This is a genomic window from Streptomyces sp. KM273126, assembly GCF_004337435.2.
GTDB lineage: Bacteria > Actinomycetota > Actinomycetes > Streptomycetales > Streptomycetaceae > Streptomyces > Streptomyces acidicola.
Genome location: NZ_SJXB02000002.1, coordinates 144541 through 159737, shown reverse-complemented (window position 1 = coordinate 159737; position 15197 = coordinate 144541). Strand labels below are relative to the sequence as shown.

The following is a 15197-nucleotide window of genomic DNA, read 5'->3' as shown; positions in this document are numbered from 1 at the left end:
TGCGGAACGGGGTCGAGCATCGCCCTTGGATCTGCAAAAAAAGGCCCCTGACCTGCGATTTAGCTGGTCAGGGACTCCTAGCGGCAGACGAGTCGGGCTGTACGCCGGGTTCTGTTCCCCGAGGTCCTCGCGGGCCTCGGGGCGACGGCCATCCATCTAGGGCCGGCGTTGCCGCCGGCCTCGTGCGGTCTACCCGCGGACTCGGGCGGGCAGCCCTCGAACGTCCGCGCAGAGCGCGTTTTACCGCGCTCCTCTTGACCTTGCTCCGGGTGGGGTTTACCTAGCTGCCCAGGTCACCCTGGGCACTGGTGGTCTCTTACACCACCGTTTCACCCTTACCGAGGGCCGTACGGATACGGTCCCCGGCGGTCTGCTTTCTGTGGCACTGTCCCGCGGGTCACCCCGGGTGGCCGTTAGCCATCACCCTGCCCTGTGGAGCCCGGACGTTCCTCGGGAAGCACCCCGTCAGGGGGACTCCACGCGGCCGTCCGCCCGGCTCGTCTGCCGTGTCGACCATGCTACCCGGCGTGCGCGCCCCCTCGGGCCGGCGGGCGCCGTGGCCAGGAACGAGCCCGCCAGGATGAGGGCGAAGGAGACGAGTACGGCTGCCGTGAGCTGTTCGTCCAGGAACGCGGCGCCTGCCGCGACCGCCACCGCCGGGTTGACGTAGGTGAAGACGGTGGAGCGGGTCGGGCCCGCCTCCCTGATCAGTTCCAGGAAGACGACGAAGGCCAGTGCCGTGCAGATCACGCCCAGGCCCAGGAGAGAAGCCAGGACCGAGGGCGCGGGCATCGACGTCGGCCACGTCGCCGCTGCCGCGGGGGCGTAGACGAGGGCCGCCAGGGCGAGGCAGGGAGCGATCAGCTGGAGTGTGGGGACCTGCTTCAGGTGGCGGGCGACGATCAGCGGGGCCGTGGCGTAGCCCAGGACCGTGACCCCCACCTCCGCCAGGGAGCGGGCGTCGCCGCCGGTGAGGTGCGGGGCCGTGAGGACCGCTACTCCGGCCAGTCCCAGGGCCAGGCCGATCCCGCGGCGGACGCCCAGCCTCTCCGCGTCGCCGAAGAAGCGTGCCAGGACGACCCCGACGATCGGTACGCCCGCTATCAGCAGACCCGCCGTGGAGCTGGAGAGGTGACGTTCGGCGTCGGTCAGGGTCCACCAGGGGCCGATGATCTCGATGACGGAGAAGGCGAGCATCGGGCGCCAGTGGGTGCGCAGGACCTGGGCCAGGCCCCCTTGGCGCAGGGCGAAGGGGAGCAGGAGGGCCGCTCCCAGCGCGCAGCGCGTGAACACCACCATCGACGGGGACACGGCGTCCACCGCCACTTTGATCATCAGGTAGGGGATGCCCCAGAGGACTCCCATCAGGGAGAAGAGGAGCCAGCCTCGTGCAGTCATACGGTGAGTCTCGGGCGCGCGGTCGAAGTTCGTCTTGAACGCTGTTGCGCCCCCGCGCCCAGCCACACGGCCCCCACGGCCCCCACGGCCCCCACGGCCCCCACGGCTCCTACAGCTCCCACGGCTTCGAGGACACCCCACTCCGGTACGCCGCCGGTGTCACCCCCAGCACCCGCCTGAACCACCGCGTCATGTGCGCCTGGTCCGCGAAGCCCACCTGTCCGGCCACCTCGGCGGGGCGCCCGCCCGCCTCCAGCAGGCCGCGGGCCCGCGTGACCCGGTACTGGGCGAGCCAGGCGTACGGGGGCATCCCCGTCGTCGTACGGAAGGCGCGCAGGAGCTGGTAGCGGGACAGGCCCAGGTCGGCGGCGAGGTCGGCGAGCGAGGGCGGGGCGAGGAGTTCGTCGGCGAGGCGGTCGCGTACGGCGCGGGCGATGGTGCCCGCACCGGGGATCGTGTCCGGCGCCGGGCGGGCCGTGGAGTGGCGGCGGGCGAGGGCGGTGAGCAGCCAGGGGAGGCGGGATTCCGTCTCCAACGGGTCCGGGCAGACGCTGAGTTCGGCGTGTGCGGAGAGCAGGGCCGTGGCCAGTTCCGGGTCGTCGATGAGGGGGGCGCGGAAGTGGGGGGTGTCGGTGAGCGTGCCGTCGGCCAGGAGGGACGGGGCCGGGTACAGGGCGCGGTACGCGTAACCGTGCGGGTCGGCGATGCCGGTGTGCGCCTCGCCGGGGGCCAGGACGACGATCGCGCCGGGGCCCGCGTGGACGCCGCCGCCCCGGTAGTCGATGAACGACGCGCCCGTCGTGCAGATGCCCACGCTGAACTCGTCGTGCGCGTGCGGAGCGTAACGGTGGCGGGCGAAGCGGGCGGTGAGCAGGTCGAGGGGGCCGCCGTCGCGGCCGAGGGTGGCACGGGTCCAGCGGGCCTGCTCGCGTCCGCTCACTTCGCGCTCCTTCCTCCACCGGCCGCCCCAGGCTACGCCCGGCGGTCAAGAGAAAGGCTCAGAGGAAGTCCGAGGTCTCCATGTCGAAGGCGAAGGGTTCCGGGAGGGTGATCGGTTTGCCGAAGGGGAGGGTGCAGTGCTGGCGGTAGTCGTCCTTATGCGGGTCGCTGAACAGGGTGACCGAGGAGGCCTCGCGGTCGACGAACAGGTAGAGGGGGATGCCGCCGCGGGCGTAGCAGCGGCGTTTGGCCTCGCGGTCGGCCTTGGGCTTGGTCGACGTCACCTCCAGGACCATGGCGACGCCGTCGCAGGGCATCCAGGCACCGGCGCCTCGGAAGAGGTCCAGCTTCAGGGGGGCGAAGGTGATGTCCGGGATCACGTGATTCTTCGGACAGGCTTCCCCGCTCTTCAGCTTCAGGCCCTTGTTGCCGGAGAAATCCATGTCGGCCTGGGACCGCCTGATCACCTGCCTGGCAGTCCGGCTGATGTAGTGCTCGTGCTCCCCGTCCGGCGGCGGTGTCACAACGATCTCCCCCTCGATCAACTCGGCCCGGAAACCCTCCGGGGTGTCCAGGGCGAGAAAGCCCTCCAGCAGGACCTCTTCCTGCGTGAGCGGCTCATGGGCCATGGCAGTCATGTCACGCCCCTCCTTCTGTCGCTCGCCAGACTCGGACATCGCCGGATCACCTGTCCGTGAGATCGGGAACCGTTCCCTCGATCGTGGCACACGGTCACGGCCGTCGTCAGGCTTCGCCCCCCCGCGCGCCGCTCGCTTGACCCTGCCGCAACGTCAACGTTTCTACTGATGGCATGCGGATCGGAGAACTGGCCACGGCAGTCGGAGTCACCACACGTACGGTGCGGCACTACCACCACCTCGGGCTGCTGCCTGAACCGGAGCGGCGGTCGAACGGGTATCGGGACTACTCGCTGCGGCACGCGGTCGTGCTCGCGCGGATCCGGCGGCTGACCGAGCTGGGGCTCGGTCTCGCCGAGGTGCGGGACGTGCTCGCGGACGACGCGGGGCGCGACCTCGCCGAGGTGCTCGCGGAGCTGGACGAGGACCTGGCGCGGCAGGAGGCCGCGATCCGGGAACGGCGGGAACGGCTGCGCGCGCTCATGGCCGACGCCGAACAGGGGCGGCTGCCCGCCGAGGGGCCCGTCTCGCCCGAACTCACCGCCCTGTTCCGGGAGATGGCCGAGAGGGACGGCGAGGGTTACGCGTCCGCCATGGCCGCCAAGGACCGCGAGATGCTCGCGTTCATCGAGACCTCGGCTCCCCCGGAGGTCCGAGAGAGCATGCTGGCCTCGCTGCGGGCCGCTTTCCAGGCGCCGGGCGCGGTGGAGCGGTGGCACCAGGTGTACGCGCTGCTGGACGCCCTCGCCGACGCGGACCCCGGCGATCCACGGGTGGAGGAGGCGGCTCTGGCGCTCGCCGGATCCATGCCGGAGGCCCTGGTCCCGGACGGCGGCGGGGTCGGCGGCGGAATCGACGAGCACAGCAGCTTCCTGCGCGCCCTCTACGCCGACTTCGCCCCGGCCCAGGCCGAGGCCGTCCGGCGGGCGCTGCGGATCGTCACGGAGGGACCCCGATGAGGGCCGCCGCGCGCATCCCTTCCGCCCTCCTACGGCATGAACTGCTGTTGCTGGCCGCCATCGTGCGGTGGCTGGGGCGGCGTCCCCACGGCGTCGGCGACGGGCGGCAGGGGTTCGGGTACGCGCGCGGGCAGGGGGCCATGCTGTTCGGGTTCGGGTTCGTGTGCGCGATCGAGACGGCCGCGTTGTCCGTGCTGTTGCGTGGTTTTCCGCTCCTGCACCTGGTCTTCCTGGTCGTCGACCTCTACACGATCCTGATGGTCGTCGGGCTGCACGCGTCCTCGGTGACCCGCCCGCACGTACTCAGCGCCACGGCCCTGCGGCTGCGCCGGTTCGCGACCGTGGACCTGTGCGTGCCCCTCGCCTCCGTCGCCGCCGTGCACCGCGAGCTGCGCACCACGCACGAGAAACGCGAGGGCGAACTCGACCTGGTGGTCGGTTCGCAGACGTCCATCACCCTCGAACTGGCCGAGCCCGTCACGTACCGGACCCTCTTCGGGCGGAGCCGGGCCGTACGGCTGGTGCGCTTCCACGCGGACGAGCCGGACGTCCTGGTGACGGAGCTCAGGCAGGGGCTCAGGCCGGAACTCGGGCAGAAGCCCGCGCAGGAGCCGGGGCAGAAACTCGGGCAGGAGCTCAAGCCGGGGCGAACAGCACCTTCGCCGCTTCCGGATCCGTCCGCGTGAGGTCCGCCCGGGTGAGCCGTACGCTCAGCCGCTCGCCCAGCGGCAACTCCTCGCCGTAGCCCTCGATGCGCCCGACGACCGCGGGGGTCTCCAGCTGGACGGTGCCCACGGTGGGTCGGCGTTCCGCCAGGTCCAGGTCCACCACGTACCCGTCGAAGACGTCCCCCACCCGGTCCCTGAGCAGCGCGGCCTCGACGATGTCCACGCACGCGCGCTCGACGGTGCCCGCCCGGCGGGCGCCCTCGGCCATCTCCCCGGGCAACGCGTCGAGGGCGGCGAGCACCCAGTCGGGGATCTCCTCGCCCGCGGCCGCCGCGAGGCAGATCTCGGCGGTGTACCGGTCGACGAGACGCCGGAGCGGTTCCGTGCAGTGGGCGTAGGGGGCGGCGACGGCGGAGTGCGTGGTGATGTCGGGCAGGGCACCGTTCCGGAAGACGGTGTAGCCCGCGCCGCGCAGCAGTGTCGTGCACTCCAGGAGGAAGGCCGCGTGGCGCGGCTCGTACGGGTCGAGGGAGCGGACGAGCCGGGCGTACGAGACGTGGTGCGGCCAGTCCACGCGCAGGGCCGCCGCGGTACGGCGCAGCCGGCCCACGGCTCCCCCGGGAGCGGCCGGGAGCGTCCGCAGGACGCCGGTGCCGTGGGCGAGCATCAGGTCGGCCGCGGCCATGCCGGTGAGCAGGGAGATCTGCGCGTTCCAGCCCTCGGCCGGGAGGGGGGCGCGGTAGGTGAGCGTGTACTCGCGGTCCCGCTCGACGATCTCCTGTTCGGGCACGGTGAGGGAGATGCCGCCGCGCTCGACCTCCAGCCGCTCGCGCAGTTGGCCGATCTCCTCCAGGAGGGCGACCGGTTCCCCGGCGGTCCCCGTGTCGATCTGCTTCTGCACGTCCTCGTGGCTCAGCCGGGCGCGGCTGCGGACGAGGGCGCGGCGCACGTCGGTGGCCCGTACGCGGCCGTCCGCGTCGAGGTCGACGGTCCACAGCACGGCGGGACGCGTCCGCTCCGGGAGCAGGCCGGCGGCGTCCTCGGAGAGCCGGGGCGGGTGCAGGGGCACCTTCTCGTCGGGGAAGTACAGGGTCGTCACCCGGCGGTGGGTCTCGGCGTCGAGGGCGGAGCCGGGGGCGACGAAGGCCGCGATGTCGGCGACGGCGTACCGGACCCGGTAGCCGCCGAAGCCGCCATGGCCACCGCGGCCGCCATGGCTGCCATGGCTGCCGTGGCCGCCGGTCCTCCGGGACAGGTGCAGCGCCTGGTCGAGGTCGGTGGAGCCGGGCGGGGCGACGGTGAAGAAGGGGATGTCCGTGGCGTCGTACGACGCCGGGGGCGCAGACCGGGCGGCCCGTTCGGCCCGTTCGGCTTCTGCGACCACCTCGGGTGGGAAGCCCGCGGGCACGCCGAGTTCGGTGCGCAGGCTGCGCAGGGCCACCCGCAAGGGGGACTCCGGGTCCCCGGTGACGCGTAGATGGCGGCGGGGCATGGGTCGAGCGTAGGGCGGGGCGGGCGGGGTGGCATCCGCAGGCCGGGCAGGGGGCATCCGCAGGCCGGGCCGGCGGCGCGGCGGGCCTGTGTCGGCCACCCCGTAATCTTGCGCGAGCCCCTCCCCGTACGTACCGCTAGGAGAACCATGCTCGTCCTGCTGCCGCCCTCCGAAGGCAAGGCCGCCTCCGGCCGCGGCGCCCCGGTGAAGCTGGAGTCGCTGTCGCTGCCGGCGCTCACGCAGGCGCGCGAGGCCGTTCTCGGCGAACTGGTCGAGCTCTGCGCGGGAGACCCGGACGAGAACGACAAGGCCCGCGAGGTGCTCGGGCTGAGCGAGGGCCTGCGCGGCGAGGTCGCCAAGAACGCGGGGCTGCGGACGGCGGGGGCGCGCCCCGCCGGGGAGATCTACACCGGCGTGCTGTACGACGCGCTGGACCTGGCGTCCCTGGACACGGCGGCGAAGCGGCGGGCCGGGCGCTCGCTGCTGGTCTTCTCCGGTCTGTGGGGCGCGGTCCGCGTGACCGACCGAATCCCCTCGTACCGCTGCTCGATGGGCGTGAAGCTGCCCGGGCTGGGGGCGTTGGGCGCGTACTGGCGCGAGCCGATGGCCACGGCCCTGCCCGAGGCGGCCGGCGACGGTCTCGTCCTCGATCTGCGCTCGTCGGCGTACTCGGCCGCCTGGAGGCCGAAGGGCGAGGTCGCGGGGCGGACGGCGACCGTCCGTGTCCTGCACGCCCAGGTCGACGAATCGACCGGCGTCGAGAAACGGTCCGTCGTCAGCCACTTCAACAAGGCGACGAAGGGCCGGATCGTACGGTCCCTGCTGACGGCCGGTGCGGCGCCCAAGGGCCCGGCGGAGCTCGTCGAGGCCTTGCGGGATCTGGGGTACGCGGTGGAGGCGGAGGCGCCCGCGCGGGCGGGGAGGGCGTGGGCGCTGGACGTGGTGGTGAAGGAGATTCACTGAGCCTGAGCCGAGACTCACTCGCACCCGTTGCATCATGCGCAACGCCCTTTGCGCATGATGCGGCCACTCGGCAGGATGGCGTCATGACTTCGCCCATGCCTGCCCCTGTGCCTTCCTCCTCGCCCCTGCCCCCTTCCGTACTGGACCTCGCCCCCGTCGTCCCCGTAGTGGTCGTGGAGGACGCCGGTGACGCCGTGCCGCTCGCGCGGGCGCTGGTCGCGGGCGGGCTGCCCGCGATCGAGGTGACGCTGCGGACGCCGGCCGCGCTCGACGCGATCCGTGCGATCGCCGCGCAGGTGCCGGATGCGGTGGTCGGGTCGGGCACGGTCATCTCACCGGAGCACGTCACGCAGTCGGTGGACGCGGGTGCCCGGTTCCTGGTCAGCCCCGGCTGGACGGACATACTGCTGGAGGCGATGCGGGCGTCCGGGGTGCCGTTCCTGCCGGGGGTGTCGACCACCTCGGAGGTGGTGGCGCTGCTGGAGCGCGGGGTGCGGGAGATGAAGTTCTTCCCGGCGGAGGCGGCGGGCGGCACGGCGTACCTGAAGTCGCTGGCCGGACCGTTGCCGCAGGCGCGCTTCTGCCCGACCGGAGGGATCCGGCCGAGTACGGCGCCGGAGTACCTGGCGCTGCCCAACGTGCCGTGTGTGGGCGGGACCTGGCTGGTTCCCGAGGACGCGCTGGCGGCGCGGGACTGGGGACGGATCGAGAAGCTGGCGCGGGAAGCGGCGGCGCTCCGGGACTGACCCGGCTCCCCCCGGCTTGTGAACCGAGCCGTTCAGCGGAGGTGGGAGGTGTCGTTGAGGAGCCGGAGCGAGGCGTTCCCGTCGGCGTAGTACGCCACCGCCGACAGTGAGGCCGCGGACAGTTCCATGCGGAACAGGGACTCCGGGGGTGCGCCGAGGGCCAGCCGGACGAGGGTCTTGATCGGCGTCACGTGGCTGACGAGCAGGACGGTGCGGCCCGCGTACGCCGTCACGAGCTCGTCCCGCGTCACGGCGACGCGCTGGGCCACGGCCTCGAAGCTCTCGCCCCCGCCGGTGGGTTGGGCTCCGGGTGAGCCGAGCCAGGCGTCGAGGTCCTCCGGGTACCGTTCGCGCACCTCGCCGAAGGTGAGCCCTTCCCAGGCGCCGAAGCCGGTCTCCCGCAGGCCGTCGTCGACTCCCACCCGGAGCCCGAGCCGGGCCGCGACGATCCCGGCGGTCTCGCGACAGCGGGCGAGGGGCGACGACACGATCGCCTGGATGGTGCCGCGGGCGGCCAGGGCGGCGGCGACGCGTTCCGCCTGGTACCGCCCGACGTCGGACAACGCCGGGTCCGACCCGCCGCTCCCCGAGAACCGCTTCTCCGGCGTCAACGGCGTCTCCCCGTGCCGCAGCAGTACGAGGGTGGCGGGCGCCCCGAGGTCGGGCCCGGCCGCCGCCACGTTCCGCGCGGCGCGCAGATCCGCCGCGGCCTTCGCGGCGCGCGGGGCCGCCCCATCCTTCGCGGCGCGGGGGGCCGCCCCAGCCTCCGCTGCGAACGGGGCCGCCTCGGTCTTCGCGGCTCTGTCTCCCGGCTCCCGCGCCGCCTTCGCCGGCGCCGTCACCTTCGCCGTCGTCGGACGCGCGTCCAGGTCGGCAGTCGATGCCGACGGGGACCACTGCTCGCCTCTGCGCCCCGCGTCCATCGCCTCGTTGGCCAGACGGTCCGCGTGCTTGTTCTGTTCTCGCGGGATCCACTCGTAGGTGATCTGGGGGGCGGGGAAGATCCCGGCGGCTTCCAGGGCGAGGGGCTTCATGTCGGGGTGCTTGATCTTCCAGCGGCCCGACATCTGTTCCACGACGAGCTTGGAGTCCATACGGACACGGACGGCGGCGGTGGGGTCGAGTGCACGGGCCGCCTTCAGGCCCGCGAGCAGCCCCCGGTACTCGGCGACGTTGTTCGTCGTGACACCGATGTACTCGGCCGCCTCCGCCAGCGTCCCGCCGGACGCCGCGTCGATGACGACCGCGCCGTAGCCCGCGGGCCCCGGGTTGCCCCGGGACCCCCCGTCGGCCTCGACGATGAACTCCCGCACGCCGTATGTCCTTACGCTATGTCCTTACGCTATGTCCTTACGCCCGAGTTGAGCGGCCGGCCTGCTCGTCGACCCCCTTGGCGCCTACAGGCCCGACTCGGACGTGCGCACCAGGATGCGGCGGCAGTTCTCGCAGCGCACCACCGTGTCGGGTGCCGCCGTGCGGACCTCGTTGAGCTCGGTGATCGCCAGCTCCTGGCGGCAGCCCTGGCAGGTCCGCTGGTACAGCTTGGCCGCGCCGATGCCGCCCTGCTGCTCGCGCAGCTTGTCGTAGAGCTTGAGGAGGTCGGCGGGAACGGAGGCCGCGATGACCTCGCGCTCCTTCTTCACAGAGGCCGCCTCGCCGTCGAGTTCGTCGAAGGCCGCGTCCCGGCGCGCCGTGGCATCGTCGATCTTCGACTGCACCGACGCGACCCGCTCGGTCAGCTCGGCCACCCGCTCCTGCGCGGACTCCCGGCGCTCCATGACCTCCAGGACGATGTCCTCCAGATCGCCCTGCCGCTTGGCGAGGGAGGCGATCTCGCGCTGGAGGTTCTCCAGGTCCTTGGGGGACGTGACCGCACCCGAGTCCAGGCGCTGCTGGTCGCGGGCCGCGCGCTGGCGCACCTGGTCCACGTCCTGCTCGGCCTTGGTCTGCTCGCGGGCGGTGTCGCTCTCCTCGGTCTGCGCGGCCACGAGCAGGTCGCGCAGCTGCGTGAGGTCCTTGGTCAGCGAATCGATCTCGGCGTGCTCGGGCAGCGACCTCCGCTTGTGCGCGAGCTGCTGCAGGCGTACGTCGAGTGCCTGGACGTCGAGGAGTCGGATCTGGTCGGCGGGCGCGGCGTTCAGTTGGGGGCTCCCAGGGGGTCAGAGGGGTCGGCGGCGGACGCCGCGTGGGCGGTCCAGGGGTCGGTGACCGTCTTCGAGACGTGGACCCTCAGGCCCCATCCCTTCCGGTCGGAGATCTCGTCGAGCTGGGCGGCGGCCAGCTCGCACCAGGGCCACTCGGTGGCCCAGTGCGCCGCGTCGAGCAGCGCGAGAGGGGGGTGGGCGCCTTGGGCACTGTGGGCGCGAGCCGCCATGAACTCCGAGGCCGGGTGGTGGCGCAGGTCCGCGGTGAGGAACGCGTCGACTCCGGCGGCGCGTACGTCCTCGAAGAGGCTGTCGCCGCTGCCGCCGCTCACGGCGACCGTGCGGACGAGCGCCTCGGGGTCGCCGGCCACGCGGATGCCCTGTGCGGTGGCGGGCAGCCGCTCGGCCGCGCGGGCCGCGAACTCCCGTACGGTCAGCGGGTGGTCCAGCTCGCAGACGCGGCCGAGGCCGCGGCGGCCGTCGGGGTCGGAGGGGTCCGGCACGAGGGGGCGTACGACCCGGAGGTCCAGCGCCCCGGCCAGTGCGTCGCTCACTCCCGGGTCGGCGGTGTCGGCGTTGGTGTGGGCGACGTGCAGCGCGATGTCGTGCTTGATGAGGGTGTGTACGACGCGGCCCTTGAAGGTGGAGGCCGCCACCGTCGTCGTACCGCGCAGATAGAGCGGGTGGTGGGTGACCAGCAGGTCGGCGCCCCGTTTCACCGCCTCGTCCACGATGTCCTGGACGGGGTCGACGGCGAACAGGACTCGCGAGACCTCCTGGTCGGGGTCTCCGCAGACCGTCCCGACCGCGTCCCATCCCTCGGCCCTCTCGGGGGGCCAGAGGGCGTCGAGCGCGGCGATGACTTCAGACAGACGGGGCACGAACAAAAGGCTACCTGCCCTGCGCCCGTACCCCACCGGCCGCGGTTCACTTGATCAGGCAGTCACCCGGCCACCCGACCGGTGGTCACTTGACCAAGTTGGTCCTGAGGTCGCCGAGGACCTCGTTCGCAGCCGTGACGCCCAGACCGAGGTACCAGGTCTCGTCCGGTACGTCCTTGGCCTGGCCGCCCCTCACCGCGTCCAGCTTCTCCCAGAGCGGGTTGCCCTGGACGGTCGAGCGGTCCGTCTTCTTGTCGTCGCCGTACACACCCGTGAAGATCCAGTCGGCGTCGGCCTCGTCGATCCGCTCGGGGCTGATCTCGACGGCGAGGTCGTTGATCTGCTGGTTCTTGGGGCGCGGGATACCGACGTCCTGGAGGATCGTGCCGATGAACGAGGCCTTGGCGTAGAGGCGGATCATGCCGGGCATGTAGCGGAGCATGGTGACGGTCGGCTTGTCGTCGCCGAGGTCCTCGCCGAGCTGCTCCGCCTTCTTCTGGTACGCGTCGAGCTCGGTCTTCGCCTCCGCCGTCCGGTCCAGGGCGGCGGCGTTGAGGAGGTAGTTCTCCTTCCAGGTGAAGCCCGGGCGGATGGAGAACACGGTGGGGGCGATCTCGGAGAGCTGCGGGTACAGCTTCGCGGCGCGCAGTTCGCTGCCGAGGATCAGGTCGGGTTCGAGGTTCGCGATCGCCTCCAGGTTGAGGGAGTTGATCGTGCCGACGTTCTCGGGGTTGCCCGCGTCCTTCTTCAGGTACGAGGGGATGGCGGCCGAGCCCTCGGTGGGCGCGTACCCGACGGGCTTCACACCGAGCGAGACGACGTTGTCCAGTTCACCGACGTCGAGGACGACGACCCGGGTGGGGCGCGCCTTGAGTTCGGTCTCGCCCATGGCGTGCTTGATGGTGCGCGGGAACTCGCCGGCCTTGGCCGTGGTCCCCATCTTCGCCGTCTCCTCGGCCGCCTTCGCGAAGTCCTCGCCGCCCTGGGCGACGGACTTGCTGCCGCCGCCGTTGTCGGACTTCCCCGATCCCGAGCCGCCCTCCCCCGATTCTGATCCGGACCCGGACCCGGACCCGCAGGCTGCGAGGGAGAACGCGGCGACGAAGGCGAGGGCGGTGGCAGTGGTCCCGCGGCGGCGGCTGCGGACGGACATGGGTGACTCCTGGGGTTCGGACTCGGGCTGCGCTCGCGGGACTCGGACGCGGCCGCGCTTGGGCGAGGCCGGTCCGGCCACGCTTAGGCGAGGCTAACCTTAAACCGCCTTCCCCCTCCAGCACACCCACCCCCATCGCCTCAGGCGAACCGCGAGACCGACACCCTTATGTGTGAAGCAGCGGCCCGCCGGTGCCACGTCTGTGCGTACGAAAACTACCTTCGTCGCCGGAGGTGACCGAACAATGACGGTCTGTGCCACCGAGGTGGCCGTGGGGAACGACGACGACGGCGGAGCCCCACGGCCCGGATGCGTGATCACCGCCGACGGGACGTACGGGGCGCGCCTCGCCCTCGCCGGGGAGTCCTGGTTCCCGGAGCGCTGGACTCTGGACGGCCCCGAGCCGTACGCGGTGCCGTTGCCCGCGAACCAGCCGGAGGAGCCCGGCACCGAGGTACTCCCGATAAGTGACGGCCGGGTGCTGATCCACCGGATCGCGGGCGGGCGGCATCTGTTCTCGCTCCTCTATCCGACGGGCCCCGGGACCGGTGAGCTGTTCCTCGGCGCGGTCGAGTGTCCGGACCCGACGGACCGGGTGCGGTTGTTGCCGCCGGCGCCGCGCGGGGAGTGCGCGTACGCCCTTGCCGTGGGGCGGAGTTCGACGGTGGTGTGGCTGGTGGCGGGCGGGACGTTCGGTCCGGAGCGTCTGGCGGAGGTGCCGGGGCGCTGCTCGGGGGGCGTGTGGCTGGACGGTACGGGGCGGATGCTCGCCCTGGACCGGACGCTGCGTGGGCGGACGAAGACGGTGGTGGTGGACCTGGAGGAGGGTGGCTCGGTGTCTCCACTGCTCCAGATCGCCGAGGACAGTGACGATCGGCTGCTGCTGGCCGACCCCGACAGCGGGCTCCTGCTGATCCGCTCGGACGCGCCCTCGCCCGGCCATGGGCGGCTCGGCTGGGGGGTGTTGGGCAGTACGCTGCCGGTCCGGTTTCCCGAGTGCCTGCGGTTGCGGGACTGTGTGGTGACACCGTTCGCGATTCAGCCCGGGCAGATGCTTACGCCGGAGGGCTGTGCGGTGGCTCTTCGGGTGGATGGTGCGGTCGGCAGCTGGGTGGGGGTTTGGCGCCCTGCCGAACGGCAGGTCCATCATCTTGCGGCGCCTGAGGGGTGGTTGGCGGGGTCGGGGCAGTGGAGCAGGGACGGGGTGCTTCAGCTGCCGTATGCGACGGGGGTGGTGCCGTGTGGGGTGTCGTGGGTGGAGGTGCCGGGGGCTGTGCAGGAGGGCGTGCCTTGTGCGGCCGCAGGTGTGCCTGGGCATGTGGCTGCGCATGTGCGGGCGCCTGTGCCTGTGCCTACGTCCGCGTCCGCGTCCATGTCCACGTCCACGTCCACGTCAGGTGATGCATCCCCACCGGAGCCACTGCCGCTTCCGGAGCCGTCGGAGCCCGTCGCCGCGCGTCCGGTGCCGTTGCGGGAGGCGCCGTTGAGGGGGCAGGCAGGGGCGGAGGCAGGCGCCCCAACGCCCGTGGCCGCCATCACAGTTGTCACACCGGCCCATTAGACTCACCCCTCGTACGAAGATCTCGCTGACGGGGTGAACACTTCCACATGAGCGACACACACACCACGGAACCGCCCGCCGCCGACGCCACCGCCCACGAGGCCTCTGGCCACGGCAAGCATCGCGGACCGGTCTCGGTGAACGACTCCGAGGCGACCCCTCGGGGCCGGCACCGCAGGCAGGCCGAGCAGACGGAAGCGGCTGCCTGACCGACGTTCGGCTCTGCTGAAACGTCAAGCCAGCCAGACGTCGAGCCAGCCGGAGGAAAGTGCACACCGCGCGCCTCGCACTGTGCAGCAGTGCGAGGCGCGCGGCACACGACCCCGCCAGCGCGATGCTTCCGGGGCCGTCGCATGGTCGTCCACCCCGTCACTCTGCCAGGCGAGGCCTCCGGCGCCTGGCCTTACAAGACGTCGAACGCGTCGGGCAGTGGCGGGAAGTGGGACGCACAGTCGTCGCACGCGTACACGTTGAATCCCGGCCCGGAGTTCTGGTGCACCTCGGAGACGAGAACCGGAGTGTCAGTGATCCGGTCGCAGCGCACGCACATCCGCACGGGCGGACGTACGACGGCCGAGGCATCGCTGCGCGCGCACCCCTGGCAGACCTGCCGGTGCCGTGCAGTTCCGCCGCTGTCCGTGGTGACGGTCACGTGCGGCGGCTCAGTCGACCCGCACTTCTCGCACACACCGGCCCCCTCGCGGTCGGCGACGTCCTGATGCGGGCCGTAGTGCCCCACGATCCGCAGGCGGAGCCCCGCCGCGCCGGGGAGCAGTGCCCCGCATTCCGCCACGCCGGACCGCTGGAGCCAGGCGTGGCCGAATGCATCGCGATGGTCTCCGTCGTGGCCCTGCCCCAGGACGCAGGGCAGGCGGTGATGCCCGCGGCCCGGCCGCTCCCACCCGGGGCGGCGGGCACCGCACAGCGCGTTACCGGTGCCGGTGCCGGTGCCGGTGACAGTGGCGGTCATCAGGCCCCCCCCGCGCGCCGATCACGTGCGGATCAAGGTCGATGCCGAAGTCCGCAGCGAGGACCAGGGCGAGGCGGCGTTCCCTCTGCCGCTGCCTCTCCTCGAACGCGACCAGGTAGGGGCGGATCAGGGCAGCATCCTCGCCGTTGAGCGGTGACTCCAGCCCGTAGGGGCTCCTCGGCGACGAGGGCCGGGCCGGGGGTGCCGGAGGGGCGAGCGGTGGCGGCACGGTGGCCGCCCGCACCGCCGCCGACTCCAGCAGCACCGGCAAGGGCGACGCCGCCACACCCCCGGCCGCCTCCAGCAGCGCGGACGACAACAGCGGTCTGAGCACCACCACCATCCTCGCCCTCGCCGCAGGCGGAGTCTTCCTCCTCCTCGTGGTCGGCGCCATCGTCCTCGCCGTCCGCAGCAAGAACCGCGCCCGCCGCGACGGCTCGACCAACCCGCCGCCCGGATTCGCCACGTACGCCCAACAGCAGCCGTACGGCAACCAGGGCCCGCCCCGAACCCCTACCAGCAACAGCCCACACCCCGGTCGCCCCGCCGAACCAGCCCCCACCCGGGAGCAACCCCTACCAGCGGTAGCGGAACGCAGTCCTCGGCGCCGGATGGACCTGCCGGGTAGTGCTCACCGCGCCAGTGGCAGAGAGCTGCACAAGGAGCGGTGAACCCGTCCACCCCG

16 protein-coding genes, 1 other RNA gene and 1 pseudogene are annotated in these 15197 nt (G+C 72.3%); 8 read left to right on the top strand and 10 right to left on the bottom strand.

What is annotated here, in order from left to right; all coding sequences use genetic code 11:
• Positions 1-84 precede the first annotated feature (84 nt).
• The 4 genes and pseudogenes from rnpB to E0500_RS31275 all read right to left on the bottom strand — a co-directional run bounded on the left by rnpB (position 85) and on the right by E0500_RS31275 (position 2975).
• Positions 85-500: RNase P RNA component class A (gene rnpB, locus E0500_RS31295), an RNA gene on the bottom strand.
• A gap of 118 nt (positions 501-618) precedes the next feature.
• Positions 619-1335, bottom strand: a pseudogene (locus tag E0500_RS45595) (DMT family transporter); the annotation flags it as partial.
• A 172-nt stretch (positions 1336-1507) separates the two neighbouring features.
• On the bottom strand, positions 1508-2338 hold the full coding sequence (locus E0500_RS31280) for an AraC family transcriptional regulator (protein WP_131572113.1): 831 nt from the start codon (positions 2336-2338) through the stop codon (positions 1508-1510).
• Positions 2339-2396: 58 nt separating this feature from the next.
• On the bottom strand, positions 2397-2975 hold the full coding sequence (locus tag E0500_RS31275; protein WP_181587296.1) for a Uma2 family endonuclease: 579 nt from the start codon (positions 2973-2975) through the stop codon (positions 2397-2399).
• Positions 2976-3148: 173 nt separating this feature from the next.
• Between E0500_RS31275 and E0500_RS31270 the strand changes: the two genes are divergently transcribed.
• Both E0500_RS31270 and E0500_RS31265 read left to right on the top strand, forming a co-directional pair.
• Positions 3149-3934, top strand: coding sequence for a MerR family transcriptional regulator (locus E0500_RS31270; RefSeq protein ID WP_131572111.1), 786 nt, complete (start codon positions 3149-3151; stop codon positions 3932-3934).
• Positions 3931-4620 carry a hypothetical protein gene (locus E0500_RS31265; RefSeq protein ID WP_131572110.1) on the top strand — a complete coding sequence of 230 codons (690 nt, stop codon included), beginning with the start codon at positions 3931-3933 and terminating at the stop codon, positions 4618-4620. The genes E0500_RS31270 and E0500_RS31265 overlap by 4 nt, the downstream gene beginning before the upstream one ends.
• Here the strand turns inward: E0500_RS31265 and E0500_RS31260 are convergent.
• On the bottom strand, positions 4571-6094 hold the full coding sequence (locus E0500_RS31260; protein WP_181587295.1) for an RNB domain-containing ribonuclease: 1524 nt from the start codon (positions 6092-6094) through the stop codon (positions 4571-4573). The genes E0500_RS31265 and E0500_RS31260 overlap by 50 nt on opposite strands.
• A 147-nt stretch (positions 6095-6241) precedes the next feature.
• Here E0500_RS31260 and yaaA point away from each other — a divergent pair, with 147 nt between their 5' ends.
• Together yaaA and eda are read left to right on the top strand one after the other, a co-directional pair.
• Complete coding sequence (gene yaaA, locus E0500_RS31255; RefSeq protein ID WP_131571171.1) at positions 6242-7057, top strand: peroxide stress protein YaaA; 816 nt, start codon at positions 6242-6244, stop codon at positions 7055-7057.
• A gap of 95 nt (positions 7058-7152) precedes the next feature.
• Positions 7153-7803: a bifunctional 4-hydroxy-2-oxoglutarate aldolase/2-dehydro-3-deoxy-phosphogluconate aldolase gene (eda, locus tag E0500_RS31250; protein ID WP_258573681.1), complete on the top strand. Its 651-nt coding sequence runs from the start codon at positions 7153-7155 to the stop codon at positions 7801-7803.
• 32 nt (positions 7804-7835) lie between these two features.
• Here eda and E0500_RS31245 read toward each other — a convergent pair whose 3' ends face one another.
• From E0500_RS31245 to E0500_RS31230, 4 genes are all read right to left on the bottom strand, one after another.
• Positions 7836-9116, bottom strand: coding sequence for a bifunctional RNase H/acid phosphatase (locus tag E0500_RS31245; RefSeq protein WP_131571176.1), 1281 nt, complete (start codon positions 9114-9116; stop codon positions 7836-7838).
• 84 nt (positions 9117-9200) lie between these two features.
• Positions 9201-9944: a zinc ribbon domain-containing protein gene (locus E0500_RS45180; RefSeq protein ID WP_131571179.1), complete on the bottom strand. Its 744-nt coding sequence runs from the start codon at positions 9942-9944 to the stop codon at positions 9201-9203.
• Positions 9941-10828, bottom strand: a complete 888-nt coding sequence (locus E0500_RS31235; protein WP_131571180.1) for a Nif3-like dinuclear metal center hexameric protein — start codon at positions 10826-10828, stop codon at positions 9941-9943. The genes E0500_RS45180 and E0500_RS31235 overlap by 4 nt, the downstream gene beginning before the upstream one ends.
• Positions 10829-10913: 85 nt before the next feature.
• Positions 10914-11981 carry an ABC transporter substrate-binding protein gene (locus E0500_RS31230; protein ID WP_131571183.1) on the bottom strand — a complete coding sequence of 356 codons (1068 nt, stop codon included), beginning with the start codon at positions 11979-11981 and terminating at the stop codon, positions 10914-10916.
• 244 nt (positions 11982-12225) lie between these two features.
• Between E0500_RS31230 and E0500_RS31225 the strand changes: the two genes are divergently transcribed.
• Together E0500_RS31225 and E0500_RS31220 are read left to right on the top strand one after the other, a co-directional pair.
• Complete coding sequence (locus tag E0500_RS31225) at positions 12226-13542, top strand: hypothetical protein (protein WP_258573680.1); 1317 nt, start codon at positions 12226-12228, stop codon at positions 13540-13542.
• Positions 13543-13589: 47 nt separating this feature from the next.
• A complete protein-coding gene (locus E0500_RS31220) occupies positions 13590-13751 on the top strand; it encodes a hypothetical protein (protein WP_165935228.1) in 162 nt (53 codons plus the stop codon).
• Between the two features lie 194 nt (positions 13752-13945).
• Here E0500_RS31220 and E0500_RS31215 read toward each other — a convergent pair whose 3' ends face one another.
• Entirely contained in the window at positions 13946-14512 is a 567-nt protein-coding gene (locus E0500_RS31215) for a hypothetical protein (RefSeq protein ID WP_131571186.1), read from the bottom strand.
• 25 nt (positions 14513-14537) lie between these two features.
• Between E0500_RS31215 and E0500_RS45175 the strand changes: the two genes are divergently transcribed.
• Positions 14538-14669, top strand: a complete 132-nt coding sequence (locus tag E0500_RS45175) for a hypothetical protein (protein ID WP_309505259.1) — start codon at positions 14538-14540, stop codon at positions 14667-14669.
• A 73-nt stretch (positions 14670-14742) separates the two neighbouring features.
• Complete coding sequence (locus E0500_RS31210; protein ID WP_181587294.1) at positions 14743-15183, top strand: hypothetical protein; 441 nt, start codon at positions 14743-14745, stop codon at positions 15181-15183.
• Positions 15184-15197: the final 14 nt, after the last annotated feature.